Below are 14,008 nucleotides of genomic sequence, written 5' to 3'. Positions count from 1 at the left end.
CCGCCTAGTAGTACGCCAATAATCATCATTAGAGATCACCTCCAGAAATTCCAGCCCACTTAGCCAGCCACTTCGATATCAATTTCGGAAGCCCACCGATAAAAGCCGTTATGCCTTCAATTAATGGTTTCCTGAAGCCAATGCAGATCAGTGGAATAAGCAAGCCAGCAGCCCTCTCCAGTGCGGGGTTCTCCCACATGGACATTACGAAAGGGGTTAGAAAACCTCCCAAACTCAAGCCAAATGGGAGCATGAGAAACAACCCGGTCCATGGAGAAGTGCGGCTGATCGCCAGCCCCATCAATGTCCCCATCAAAGCCGCCAGCATCACATAGTCTTGAACAGCAAAAATATAAGTAATGGCCCCTGTAAGGGATGCACCAAATAAATAAATGAGCGACGTGGATGGCTCGGCCATGGATTTCCCCTAAATAAAAAGCCCGCAAATGCGGGCTGAAATAAGTGCTACTTAATGCGCGGTTCGATTTATTTACCTGGCTTGCCGTAATTCATCGGCAGGAACTGCACGCGATCCCAAGGGAAGCCATTCAATACCGCATAGTTTGGCTTGTTCTCAAACAATGCTGGGTATGGGTTTGCCAGCCCTTGGCTGGTGTAAGTCATAGCGTTCTGGGCTCGCAGCGAGACCGAGCCCGCCTTATCCCATACGACGAAGCCATAGATCTGTGCGGCCTTGGCCACAATCTTGGCCGTGCGGGATATCTTCAGGGCGTCGACATCGATGGCAGGGTCCAGGCGAAAGCGCTGACCTTCAGCGATACGGTTGGGCTGCTTGCTGGGGTTGTATCCATCTGAGCGATTGGCTGGCCATGAGATGACATTCCAATGGTCCGTGTCCACCAAGGCAATCCCGATCGCGTGCTTGATCTCACCTCGCGTCAGCTCTTCGGCCGTAATTTGACCACCCAGGAAAGGCAGACTGGTGGCAGTGGTTCCGTAAAACTTTGGGAATACGCCATTGCTCTTTGACACATTCTCCAACTGGCCACCCCAGCAGGCCTGCCACTGGCCATCAACCTGACGGGCTTTCCAGAACTCCCACACGGTATCGGTCGACGGCGAGTAGATTGTCATTTCCATGTCCGTGCCGGCAGATGGTTTTGCGTATGCAGGCACGGGCACGCTGGCCCATTGCTTCTTGAGGCCGCTATCCAGATAACCTTTCTTTTGGCAGTCCCACTGGGTGACCTTCACGCGTGGCGTGGCGCTATCTACGGTGTATACCGGGCTGGCGTACTGCGACGTGTTGATCGTCACGTTGCCATAGTATTGCGTCTTTTGGCGCACCAGGTCTTTGGCCAATTCAGCCGAGTTGCTGGCCAGCTGGGCATCCTTGGGAATAGGCGTGTACCAGAAGCTCGATGCAGAAAATACTGCATCAGTAACCAGGCCTTTCGCTTTGATGGCTATAGCTTCTTTGGCGGCATCTTCATTTGCTTCCTGTTCAGCCAAGACCGTCTTAGTGGCCTCTTGGGCTTTGATTGCCGCATCTGCGCACATGTATGGCATGTTGGTATAGATCATTTTTCCAGAGGTGCCGACACACGTGACATACTCCGCCGCTACTGCCACTTGAATGCTCATCAATATAAACACTAAGCCAGTTAATTTTCTCATTTGCTGCTCCTTATCTAGTACCAAAGTCCTATTGATAATTCCAATAATCCTGACACAATTACTTCACAAAACGGCCATTGAGCCGTAATTAATAATTGAGTCAGGAAATCGGGGATTTAAAATGTCAGAATTCATTCTGCTGTCCATACTTGCCATCATCATTGGCGGCCTTGTCTGGTTTGAATACTTCTACAAGGGTGAAAAAGAACCCATCGAAGAGCACGAAAAAATCTGGTAATTAATACCGGACATTCGGGGTCTTTTTACCAGACACAATGTTGTAAATCGCCTCGGCCCACATGGTCGCCACATTCGGCGCACCCCCTGCCCCATTTCCATCTGCAGGCGTTGGATGTACTTTGTCGCCCCCCAGATCACCTTGGTTATTGATGAAGTACTTATATTCATCAGCTCCAACGAACACCTTTCCAGGATTTTCTGCGGCCAGCTCATCAATCGCGTCGCCATACTGCTTAAGCAATGCAATTCCAAGTGCATTATGGTTTGCGCTGATATCACCGATAAATGGTGGTTTATGCAGGATCATTCTCCTTGCCCCCCATGCGAGTACGGCATTGCAAATATTTTGTTGAAAAGCTTTGTATTGCGCCTTGGTCTCTCCTCCTAACGGACTTGAGTAACTCATAGAGCTATCGTTTACTCCTAGATGATCAGTAACATCCCAATTCGAGGGCGAGGCAATTGCGGCCATTGCAGCTAATGCATTCGTCAAATTAGCACCGCCTCCCTGCCAGTTTGAACCATTCGTTCCGCCTATTCCCCGATTCAGAACCGTGACCTTAGTACCGTCTTTGAACATGGCCTGAAGCTTACGGTTGAGGATATTTCCAGCTGCAGATGTGGTTGTTGCCGCAGAAGTTGAGCCAGTAGTACATGTAGTGGTGGCCCAACTATCACTAATTATGCCGATAAAAATCGTCTTCGCAGGTACAGCAGATATTTGTTTCGAATTTGCTGATGTGGTGCCATCCGTCGAAACCAGCGTGTAGTAGTAATCGACCCCATTTGTCAGGCCGGTATCGTTTAAAGTCAGGCTAGTTGCACCTGGTACAGCCGCTCCCAAAACATTGGGCACAGTGGACCGATACCACTGATTTGTGATAGTCGTAACACCGCCAGAAGGGGCAGTGCTTGTCACCGATGCTGTCGTATCACCAACCGAAGATACAGATGCGGTTCCAGCTACAACAGCAGAAGCGCCAGTCGTTGTGACGGAATTGCTGTCACCCGTTGCAGTTGCTGACACCGTATCCGTTACGATCACTCGATAGTGATACTTTGTCGAAGCGCTTAAGCCAGTGTCGTTGTAAACGGTGGCCGTGCTATTTGAGCCAATATTGGCGAAAGTCCCTGGCGAGCCTGAAGAGTCTGGCGCACGCTGGAACTGATAGTTGTATGGGCCAGTTCCGCCAGAGGCTGCAGCAGCAGTGATTGTGGTACCGCTTGAAGTAGTGCCGGAGAATGAGACACCCCCAGCCGCCAGCGTGCCCGCTGACAGATCAGTCACAGTGAAATTATCTGCATAAGACTTATTGGCGCTGGTCGAATATTCAAGCCGAATACCAGGATAGCCCGCTGCAATGACATCACTTGTATCAGTTGCTACCACTTCCCAGTCTGTGGGCTCAGTACCACTTGCCAGCCAGACTTTGGCCCGAATAGTAACTGGCCCAGAACCTACACACTCCCATTCAATGTAATACCAGTTGCCAGAACTTATCGATTGAGCAATTGCCCCGGCCAGTGTGAATGGGGATTGATCAACCCCAGCCAGGCGCTTGCGAATGGTGACGTATGGTGTTTGTGCAAGCGTGACAAAGGCTTCATACCATTGGTTTGAGCCATTTGAACGGAGATGAAATCGAGCCCGAATAGATCCTGCAGCCCCTCCCGTCATAAAAAATGCACATCTCATTTTAGTATCGGTCAGAGAGCCAAGACCGTTATAAATGATCGAATCACCGTTGTTTGCCGAATTACTAATGACGGTTGCCGAAATACCGCTGCTTAAAAATTGCGAGCTGGATGTGGTGAGGCCAGAGCCGATTTCATTCACCCAACCTGCTAGGGTATTTACATTGGCTCCTGCGGTCAGGCTGTCAAAATTCTGGGAATAAGTCATGGTTAGTAGCTCCCCAGCAATGTCACACCTGCATCAGGCGATTGAATGGAGATGACATCGATTCGACCTGCGGATGTATTGGGGATTGGTGCAACGCCACCAGGCCATTTCACCCCAGCCGGGAAAGTGGGAATGAACCCGCCAGATCCATTCTGCCGCAATATCAGGGTGATGGTTTGAAGCTGACCAACAACCCCGCCAGTAAAGGTGAAATTGCAATTAGAATTCAGTGTGACGTCATAGGCTTTATCGCCGCTGGTTGCAAAGGCCAAGGCCTGCGAAGCTCCTGAGGCAGCAATGGTGTTGCAAACAGTAGCGCCACCTCCCCACTTCTGAGCAGAATCTTTCATTTGCTTAGGGGATGCTGTCCCTGGTATTGGGCTAGTTCCATCCAAGAGATCAACATCATTTAATTGCTGCTCTTGCAATATTTGCTTAAATCCACCTACGGTAAGTAATTGGCTAACCTTAGCACCGGCTATATGCTCTGCAGGGATTGTTCCCTCAATATTGCGTTCAACTGTCCAGTTAAGCTGAGCGCCAGCGCCTTTATTGGTAACGAGCATCAACTCATCATCGATGCGGATCCTAAAGTTCACGTCTGGACTGCCCGTGGAAGAGACGACACTTAGCGTCGTCGCCCCCGCAGTCAGTCCAGAGCTAAGGGTGGTCGTAAAATCATTGGCAATATTTTCCATTTCGACTTCCAAAAAAAAGACCGCCTAGGCGGTCATGGGTTAATAATCGATCAAATGGAGTCAGGCCATTCAACATTCTGCGGAAAGCCTGATTGCTCTGGGACCTCGGCAAGGTCCTGGATATATTCATCCAGCTCGGCAATGTCATCAGTTAACGGAATGCCCAGCCGTTCCTCACGAGCGTGTCGCTCATAGCGCCAGGAGACCGCACTAATACGTGCATCACGCTCAATCCGTATTGCAACTGCCTGCTGCTCAACTGTTGGGGCAGGTTGCGTGCGGGACCAGGCGCCCGGGACATCCTCAAGCACGGAATCTACTTTCACAAGCTCACCTTCTGGCGTATACCAAAAGCCTCGTGGATCCTCGACCAGCTCAAAAGCATCCAGCTCCAAAGAAAAAGCCCGGTATTTACCGGGCTCTGGATCAGGTAGCGGTTTGTCGCTACTGCACGTAGGCCTTATATATATGCCTGGCTCCTCAGGGCTCTCTTGAGCTTCGTAGTCGTGCAAGTATTCTCGCGTGCTTTCGTCAAAGACATGGAAAATTTTCATGGGAATCCTTAATACTTAATCGCGAATTGGAAACGCATACCAGCAGCTTTATTTGCAGAGCCGCCTGTAGACGCGGTATTGCCGAAAGATGGAGAGAATGGTGTGCCAGCACCTATATAGTTGCTGCCCGTGTTAGGCACGCCGTTTACAACGCCTCCGTGAGCGTGACCAAGAATTTCACCTACAGATTGAGTGGCAATATTTAGCGATGCCGCCGCTTGGAGCACCGTATAGTCAGGTGGGATGAACGGTATATTGAAAGTGGTGGAACCATTACCTGCGCCCCATTTTGTCCCGAGTTTGGCAAATAACCGTGCGTAGGTCGTCCTGGACAGCTCCGTTGCAGCAGTCGGGATTGCAAGATATCCGGTCGGCACATCCTCTCCGCCCAAAATGATAATGGACCCGACCTTTACCCCATTTGCATCGACGAATGCTGTAGTAGCAATTTTCGTTGATGAGTCGTCAGCTGCAGGGGTTGGCGCCGTTGGCGTGCCAGTAAAAGCTGCGTTATTGATTGGAGCCTTCAGCGCCAAGCTGCTATTGATAGTGCTGATTGACGAACTCACCGAACTGGCATCAGCCTTTGTGCCGACCGTCGTTGTTAGGGATGCCAAAGCTGCATTGGTAGTATCAAGGGCTATCTGGGATGCTTTTGATGCAAGGTTTGTGGTGGCATTGACCACCAATCCAGCAATGGCCACCACATTATTGCAGGCTCTAACAAAATTTTTGCGGTGGCCACCCTTCCCCATACCTGTCACAGAATCATTATCATTCGTGACCTTCTGGCCATCCCCTCCCAGCTCAACTGGGAATGTAACGGTATCCACCATTTAAATTATCTCCTGGATATTGATTCGGTTTGTGTGTGTAGCGAAATACGGGTTGGCAATTGGGTCTGGCTGTTGAAGGCGTCCAATGAATGTCCGATAAAAACTCTCATCGCTGGCATTCAACTCATGCGCGAATAAAATTTCCCGGTCAATACCCTGATCACGCTGCATGGCATAGATGCGTGAGAAAGCTTCAGATTGAGTTAACCAATCAAGTGATACAGAAACGGTGCGCTTGGCGCGCTTACGATCAAAATATTCCGTGCCGTCATTGGCCTCTTCCACCGAAGTCTTAATTAAATGTCCATATTCCAAGCCATAACTCATATTGGTTTCGGGTTGCCAGGCACCAGAGATAAAGCAACGGCCAATATCGACATATCCATCAACATTGCTTAAATCTCGAATGAATACATCAACAGCTTCGGCATTGTAAATATCCCCAAAGAACACCGTCGTTAAAGGGGTATATTCTGAATCCACATCAAGATCAGCGTCACCAAACCAGAAATTGTTATCTTCCCACTCCAGCGTTTCTGGCAAATATGAGGCTGGCCAGGCCGGGAGGTAACCACTGTCATAAACCATGCCCGCCCCATCAACATTGGCGTATGCCACTACTCGAATCTCTGCAACTTGACTCAAGTTGTGCGCTGCCAAACTTACCACTGCAATCGGCCGCCCTTTATCCAGGGCAATTCTGAATTGAGTTGACGATTCTTCCAGGTTGAGAGATCGGGCCTTTTTGGCAAATACTTTGTTAGCAATATTTTCTAGAGGAAGCGTTGGTTGCCAGGCCCCTCCGGATAACACTGATGATGAGATACGATTAGGCCAACATAGTGTCACCACATCCTTTCGGAGCAATGACTCCTGAGAAATTGGAGGTATAACCACCTCCGCCTCGCCTACAGATCCTAAACGCATTAATCCCAGGCGGCATTCAGATGTTCCTAACTGTGCTGACACACTACCCCCAGAGATCTAAAGTGACACGACGGCGCTTGCCATCATAGGTTTGACCAAGTACGACTGTTGGTCGGCCAAGCGGGCTATACAGTAGGCGCTTCACATTCACCAACACGCCCTGACCGATATCGACACGGGTTGTAACTCGCGCAGTAACCTGCAGCCGATCCCTGCGGACTGATAGCAACGCACCTAGGCGGTCAGCAACAGCTTGTGCGTCCGCTAAATGACGAAGGCAGGACTCAATTACCAGTTCCTCAGATAATGGGTGTCTGGTCTTTACAGCAGCATTGGTGAATTTGACCTCACGATATTGCGAAGCCAGGCGTGCAACATTTTCAGCAGGCACTGAACCTGCTAAATCAGTTTGCACCTCCTGCACCTTGTCGGCGAGGATTCGCACCTGGTAAACCGGCAGGCCATTACTCCCGGCGCCAGTCGCTGATCGACTGAATTCCAGATCCTCATAGTCATTTAAAACATGAGTGATGGTAGTCGGTGCGGCAAGCTCAATCAGCCTGATCACTCCAGCCACATCGAAAAACCAGTAAAAGCCGATACTGGTCGCAATACTGTCTAGAAGTGCAGCCGTGGTGAGATCCTCCTGGACATACAATCCAACCTCGCCTACGGCATCTGCAGCGGCCATATCGCCAACCGAAACGGCTATTGATCGCTCCCCAGCAATTTGGGTAAATACCTGCCCTGCACCCGCTGGGCTATCGACATCACAAGTAATGGTGCCAGCTGGCGCAGAGCCAACTCTAAAGTAGCCTTGAAAAGCCCGATACTCGCCTGAAGCTGGCGCAACGGCTTGCATTTCACTCAGCGTAACGTAGTCCGTGCCTGAAGTTAGGGCAGCTCCACGGTCATAAACGGCGATGATGTCCGCGTCCAGGCTCGACACCTGATAAATCAGCTTTGAGGTATTGACCAGAATGGGTGCTGCAGCCCGCACCTTGCCAAACACTTTAGGTTTCTTCGATCCCTTGATGTCGTTCGTCGTGCCCTCCAACCCAGCTGGGAGAACGTTGTCTCCGGCATAGACATCAAGGGGATGTACTTCATCAATGATCGCTTGGGGATCACGCAATATAATCCTGATCAGAGTCCCATCAAATACCAGCTTCTGCACCGTCCCACGTACATATTGTGTAATGGTCCCATCATCCACCAGGCTAATTGATAGGTCCCTGCCATCAACAGCATAATCCGCCAAGTAGTTAAGCCCGCCATCGGTATTTACAAGTACCGCCTGCCCATAACCCGACCTAGACCCCTGTAGAACAGCGCCAGAAAATGCCTGGTTGATAAACAATACGGACTGCTGCAGGCGCAGATCATAATAATGGTGGTCCGCATCGATATACTCTCCGTCAGCAAACCGCAAAGTCACTGGTACATCATCCGGATCCAGTGCGCTTAAATCCATAATCCAGACGCTCATGCTGAAGCCTGTAGTTGAGCGGCGCTTGCGGCGTCCTTAGAGGCCTCTTCAATTGCGTCCAGCTTCTTAATCATGGTTTGATTTGCGGCTTGCTGTAATGCCACCAAAGCAGCCAAGTGATCATTCTGCGCACGAAGTTCCGTCACCAAAGCTGTATTAGCCTGGGCAGTGCCTGCAGCCACCGCCGACGTCATGCCTGTGACCGACAGTACATCTGATTTGGCGAGCGCACTCAGCTCTGCAGTGCCGGTTGCCTGTTTTACATTTTCAAGATCAGCAAAGTAGCCGGAGCTTGTCGAAAAATAATCCTTTGAAGCATCCAGGAACTGTTGCGCGACGGTTGTGAAGCTGGACAGAGCATCGGCATTTCCTGAAGCAGCTAGCGCTGAGATTCGCTCGTACTCAGCCTTTGCAGAGGAATACTGACTTTCCGGCGAAAGCGCTGCATTGGCCCCGCTCAGGAGGGATTGACCAAATGCTTTCAATTCTTCCGCATACCCTTTGTACTTCGTAACCAGCTCATTGCCACTACCTTGCATTTGCTTGAATGCTTCAACCAGAGATGGCATTGCTGCAGCTAAGTCGAGGCCTGATGCAGTGGCTAGATCCAAGCTATCGTATAGGGCCACCAACTCTTCTGCAGAGGTAGGAACACTCAAGCTGTACTTTGCGAACAGATCCTGAATATCCTGCGCCTGGCGCTGAAGCTTCTGGTCATCGGGCAGAAGATCATAAATTGCATTCTTGGCAGAATCCTTAATGCTATTGATAGAAGTGGTGAGTTGCGTGAATGTATCGCGCAAATCGAACAACTCCTGAAATTTCTTAATGCCCTCACTTGTAGTGGTATCAATGTTTTTTAGGTACTGGTCAAATTGATCCAAAGTAATTGGATATGCCACATCACCGATAATATCGTTGATGCGGTCTCGCATCTGTTCGACCGCTTCAACTAGTACATTTCCTGTGCTCTTGAAGCTAAGTGCAGTCGATGACAATTTATTAACAAATTCAACCAGACTATCTCCAGTGAGGTCCGAAGCCTTTGCCACCTTCGCAGCAGCGTCAACGGTCAAGCCGAATCGATCAGAGAGTTGCGCCTGTGCGGTATTGAGGCTAACAGTGGCATTCATCATGTTAACCACTTGGGTTTTATCTGAGATGGCATTAAAGAGCGACTTAATGCCATCTGTCAGCTGGGAAGCCTGGATCGCTTGCACAAGCGTTTTACCAAGTGCATTCGATACAAAGTCGCTCCATGCTTGTGATGGATCTTTGCTGTATGACTCACTACCATTGCCAAAGCTGACCCCGTTAACGGTACCAATCAAACTCGCAATGGTGCCTTTCTTATTCTTAGTTGCGAATTCGGCTCGTGTTGTGATGCGCGAGGCTACACCCATGGAGTCAAGAAAAGATCCCAGCTGGGTTGCAAACTGCTCACTCAGGTTTGCCAAAGGCTCGACGTAAGCCTGTACCATCTTTTTGGAGCCACCTTTATCAGCGCCAGCCGAGGTGTATTCTCCATCCTCATAGACGCCATAGGTGGCGGCGCCAATACGTGGATTTTTCTTGCGACTACCAAAGGCGTTACTTAGGAGCGAGCCCACCGCGGCGCCTATAGCCCCACCTGCAGGCCCCCACATACTTCCGATAGCCGTAGTGATACCAGTAATGGCTGCACCTTTCATATCCCCCTGGGCCAATTTCAAGATGGCGGCCGAGTATGGCAACACATTGGCAATTTGTGAGCTGTACTGCCCGATCATTCCGCCAAGATTGTTGAACCCTTTGTCGACCAGGAATGTACCTAGGTCACCTATCTTGCCAACAAAGGCTGAATTCAGGCCGTCCATGCCGGTCGTGAATGCGCTGTATAGATTTTTTCCAAGCGATACTAGGCTGCCAAGGCTATTGCTGGAACTGCCCCCCATAGAATCTGGACCAGCAACCCCGGACAATAACCCACCTGCATTCGCCGTACCGCTGGCAGCAAAAACCGCGCTTGTAATGACACTCTTTAAGGGCCCCATGATGAATTCCGTAGTGAATTTCAACACGGTCGTCTTTGCGGTGTTTTTCAGGGTATCGAAGAAGTTATCTGCAAATGATTTGCCATCTTCAAAACCACGGAAGAGTGCGTTGGTTAGACCATCACCGATGCTATCCCATGTGGATTCAGCAAAGTTTTTGATTTTGGTTAGATAGTCAAACTCGACCTGCTTGGAAACCAGCGTGTCTCTCGCAGCGGCTAAATCACGCAGTGCCTGGGCGCGATCGCGCATGCTCTTGATATTCTCTTCTGAGACTCCGTTTTGCTCAGCGTAGGCTGCATTCTGCTCAAACGCAGCAGCAGCTTCCAGCAAGCGAGCGCTTTTCATATTGTTTGCAGCTTCACGGCCCAGTGTCAGAACATCGATCTGATCCTGAATGGATTTGATCTGATCTTCTTCAGATGTCACCAAACCTTCATAGGCTGCACGCGCGGCGGACAGGCCTTCGGTGTGGGTCTTCTGCAGCTCCAGCGCCTCACGGTCAACCTCGGCCATACGGGCGATCCGGTCATATCGATTCTGCTGAACGATGGCCAGTGCATCCTCGGTTGCGATTCCACGTATATCGGCTTCAATTTTTGCCCGTTGGTTTGCACTAAGGCTGGCGTAATTCTGGATGAGGAATGTTTGCAGATCCGCAATCTGCTTTTGACCAGCTGTAACCTTTTCGTCGGTCGAGGCCTCATACTGCATCGCAGTTATGTAATCGCCGGACTTGCCGATCAAGGTATTGTAAGATGCAGCAAGTTTTTGTGCGGCAGCTTGGCGCTGTGCTGAAATTTCTGCAGATACGTAATTCAGCTGTGGCTTATCAGAATTAGGGGTGACGTATGGGCTGGCAGTATCCAGCTTGTCCTTAGCCGAGACCAACGGTTTCAAGGTAGCAATAACGTCTTGAGCGACTTTAATTTGATTGTTGAGGTCCAGCACATCGCCAAATAGAAAATCGTTGATCTTATTGGCCGCAGTTGGCTTTGAAAGCTCATCCCGAGTCTTAATCAGGTTTTGCAGTTTAGATTCAGTTTCCGCAAGCTTTGCAGCATAGTCTTCACTCGATGTTCCATACAAAACAAGTGCAGACTGAATGCCTTTGGAATTGCCGAGATCATTCAACTTGTCGATGATTTCGGTCAACTTTGGCAGCAAGCCGATAGTGAAAGTTTGTATCAGCTCCTGTGTGCCAACTTTCAATTTTCCAAGATTATCCTGGAAGGTTGCCGCTTTCGACGCAGCCTCTGCTGATACCCCGGTAAATTTATCAACATTCTCAGCCAGGTCATTGAAGTATGGGAGGCTATCAGCAGCCGACTTGCCCATTAAATCGGTAACCAGGTCAACTTTTTGAGCGCCGTCTGCATAGTTTTGCAGACGCTTGGTAACTTCGATGAATACCGCTGACGGATCATTCTTGCGTACGAAATCCTGAGAAATACCCAAGGCCTGCAATGCCATGGCTGCTTTGGATGACTCGTCGTCTACACCATTCAGGTTCTTTGCGAATTTGATCAGGAGAGGGTCGATGGCACTAAAGTCTTGACCAAATTGCACCGCCACCTTTTGCATGCGCGACAGATTTTCAACCGTGCCACCAGTCTTCTGTGCCAGATCATCCAGTGCAGCAAGATCATTGACCGAGTTATTGAAGGCATCAACGGCAGAGGAAACCCCAAGATAAGCGGCAGTAGCTGCAGCTGCTCCCCGAATCGTATTGCTGAAATGCTGCGATACCTTCGCTTCAGCCTGGTCAACACTGCGCTGAATACTTTGCCCATACTTAAGGGCTTGCTGGCTGGATTTATCGAGCCCTTGGGTGTACTCCGCATGCTCCAGGGCGAGCTTGACAATGAGTGAGCCGAGTGCGGACATCGTTAATCCTTGCGTACATTCAATATTTCAAGAGCGGCAGCAGCCATCAGCTTCACATCAAGGAAGAGCTGCTTTCGCTTTCGTTTTGGGGTTTCCAGCATTTCCATCGTGTGGAAAATGGCGGTGTGATCGATGTCTTGATACATCACGGACATGCCTGCGATCACACGCCACTGGCCTTTCAAGGCCAAAAAAAAGAGAACGGTTTCCCAGTTCTCTTTAAACACTTCAAATTCCTCGGTTGACTCACGCTTTATTTTTGAGCGGGCCAGCTCGATCACTTCATCTGGTGCGCCAGCGCTAATAAGCCCCTGGACGACGTTCTCGTCCAGGTTGCCGACGGGTTGAGTCCGCTCCCCGGCCCAGTACCGGGCAGCGGCTTCTAGTTTTTTGCTTTTGCCTTAAACTGGCTGTCCCAAAAGGCGTCATAGACCGCAGAAAATGCAGGCCCAATACTGATCAGCTGATCAAGATGCTCTTCCGAGAACTCAACTTCATTACCTTCCTCATCATGCAGATCCTTCCAGCCGATCACCACGCTTTGAACCAGCTCCTTCCCAGTCAGCGCTTTGATGCTTTCCATTTCGGGGAGAGGTACACGGCGGAATTTGACAACAAATTTGGACGGAGTAAATCCACCTTTGTCATCCTGCATAAACACGACAACAGGATGAAAGTAAAACTCATTGACGGCGAGACAAAAGGCCATAACATTTTCCTAGAATAAAAAGCCCCGCCTAAGCGGGGTGGAGATAACGATTACTTGAAGGTGACAATGAACTCGTCATTGCCAGCGTTTGGCATCACATCCAGGTCGAGGCTGACCATGGCAATGCCATCCTGGTCAGAAAAGTCCATCGAACGCGGGATCAACTTAGGCCCGGAGAACTCAACAATTTTTCCGGCGCCACTACCATGCACGATCGAAAGCGCGCCAGCTATGTTGTTAACCACCGAATCCGCCCAGTTTTTGGCGGCAATGGTGTCAGGGTGCTCCATCACGATCCGGCCTGTAGAGGTACGTTCAGTAATACGGATGCTTTCCGAATTGGGTCGATTGGTATAAACCACCTGGTTAGCTAGATCCAGATCAAACGATTCAACTGAGGCCGTATAGCCATGCAGTGAAAATGTGGTGGTGTTCTGCTTGTTGACGGGTTTAGGATCCAGGAAGCCAGCAAAGTTCGCGCCAGATGGCATAGCGGTATCAGTCGGGGTGCTGTACAAACCGGTAAAGGTATACTTCATCACAGGAATACCCTTGGCATTCAGGGTGAACGCCACTGTGCCTTTTGCATCTGTCATAAGATGGCGGATGCCATCCATGTACCAATGTATTGTCAGAGCCTCATGACCTGTCGTGACCGGGGAGTAAGCTACGCTAGTACTGGCCACAATGGTTTCACCCAAAGCACAACCCCTTAACAGCGGCCCAAACTTCGGGGCTGTACCAGCGACACCAGAACCTTGCAGCTCAACTTCAAACGATACTTCGCTGTGAACGGCAGTCACAACCTTTCCCTTATTCCCCAGGAAAGGTTGCACGTTGTTGCGCTCAACAGTTTCAGCAACCACAGGCTTGGGATCCGCGACACTTGCAAGAATGGCATTATCGGCGGCAGTTGGTAAGGCAGCAGTCAGCGGCACGGGCTGAATGATCGCGAGTAGCAAGGTATTGCGGAACAGCTTAGACATGATGAAGGCCTTTCAAATAAAAAACCCCGCATGTAGCGGGGTTTGTCTGGGGGATAGCGCCTTACTCAGCGCGGGTTCGGGTTTGCGTTTCCGGGTTATAAACATAGG

General features: G+C 50.1%; 12 protein-coding genes. All 12 read right to left on the bottom strand.

From position 1 onward, the window contains the following. Positions 1 to 28 precede the first annotated feature (28 nt). On the bottom strand, positions 29 to 418 hold the full coding sequence (locus LG204_RS10285; protein WP_230337184.1) for a hypothetical protein: 390 nt from the start codon (positions 416 to 418) through the stop codon (positions 29 to 31). A 68-nt stretch (positions 419 to 486) separates the two neighbouring features. Further along, positions 487 to 1,638 (bottom strand): DUF4124 domain-containing protein, encoded by a 1,152-nt coding sequence (locus LG204_RS10280; RefSeq protein ID WP_230337183.1) that lies wholly within the window; start codon positions 1,636 to 1,638, stop codon positions 487 to 489. Between the two features lie 238 nt (positions 1,639 to 1,876). Continuing rightward, the gene (locus LG204_RS10275) at positions 1,877 to 3,781 is read right to left on the bottom strand and encodes a hypothetical protein (RefSeq protein WP_230337182.1); all 1,905 of its coding nucleotides are present in this window, start codon (positions 3,779 to 3,781) and stop codon (positions 1,877 to 1,879) included. A gap of 2 nt (positions 3,782 to 3,783) precedes the next feature. Further along, a complete protein-coding gene (locus LG204_RS10270; RefSeq protein ID WP_230337181.1) occupies positions 3,784 to 4,479 on the bottom strand; it encodes a hypothetical protein in 696 nt (231 codons plus the stop codon). 50 nt (positions 4,480 to 4,529) lie between these two features. Then, positions 4,530 to 5,033: a phage tail assembly chaperone gene (locus tag LG204_RS10265; protein ID WP_230337180.1), complete on the bottom strand. Its 504-nt coding sequence runs from the start codon at positions 5,031 to 5,033 to the stop codon at positions 4,530 to 4,532. 8 nt (positions 5,034 to 5,041) lie between these two features. Then, positions 5,042 to 5,869, bottom strand: coding sequence for a phage tail protein (locus LG204_RS10260; protein ID WP_230337179.1), 828 nt, complete (start codon positions 5,867 to 5,869; stop codon positions 5,042 to 5,044). Further along, positions 5,870 to 6,838, bottom strand: a complete 969-nt coding sequence (locus tag LG204_RS10255) for a hypothetical protein (protein WP_230337178.1) — start codon at positions 6,836 to 6,838, stop codon at positions 5,870 to 5,872. Between the two features lies 1 nt (position 6,839). Continuing rightward, positions 6,840 to 8,285: a hypothetical protein gene (locus LG204_RS10250; protein ID WP_230337177.1), complete on the bottom strand. Its 1,446-nt coding sequence runs from the start codon at positions 8,283 to 8,285 to the stop codon at positions 6,840 to 6,842. Continuing rightward, entirely contained in the window at positions 8,282 to 12,205 is a 3,924-nt protein-coding gene (locus LG204_RS10245) for a hypothetical protein (RefSeq protein ID WP_230337176.1), read from the bottom strand. Before LG204_RS10245 ends, LG204_RS10250 begins: the two co-directional genes overlap by 4 nt. Before the next feature lie 2 nt (positions 12,206 to 12,207). Beyond that, entirely contained in the window at positions 12,208 to 12,486 is a 279-nt protein-coding gene (locus tag LG204_RS10240; RefSeq protein ID WP_230337175.1) for a DUF1799 domain-containing protein, read from the bottom strand. Positions 12,487 to 12,587: 101 nt separating this feature from the next. Beyond that, positions 12,588 to 12,914, bottom strand: coding sequence for a hypothetical protein (locus LG204_RS10235; RefSeq protein WP_230337174.1), 327 nt, complete (start codon positions 12,912 to 12,914; stop codon positions 12,588 to 12,590). A gap of 50 nt (positions 12,915 to 12,964) precedes the next feature. Next, the gene (locus tag LG204_RS10230) at positions 12,965 to 13,900 is read right to left on the bottom strand and encodes a phage tail tube protein (RefSeq protein ID WP_230337173.1); all 936 of its coding nucleotides are present in this window, start codon (positions 13,898 to 13,900) and stop codon (positions 12,965 to 12,967) included. Positions 13,901 to 14,008: the final 108 nt, after the last annotated feature.

The organism is Methylovorus menthalis (genome assembly GCF_020523625.1).
Classification (GTDB): Bacteria; Pseudomonadota; Gammaproteobacteria; order Burkholderiales; family Methylophilaceae; genus Methylovorus; species Methylovorus menthalis.
The sequence above is the reverse complement of the archived record's forward strand: the minus strand, read 5'-3'. Positions and strand labels throughout refer to the sequence as shown.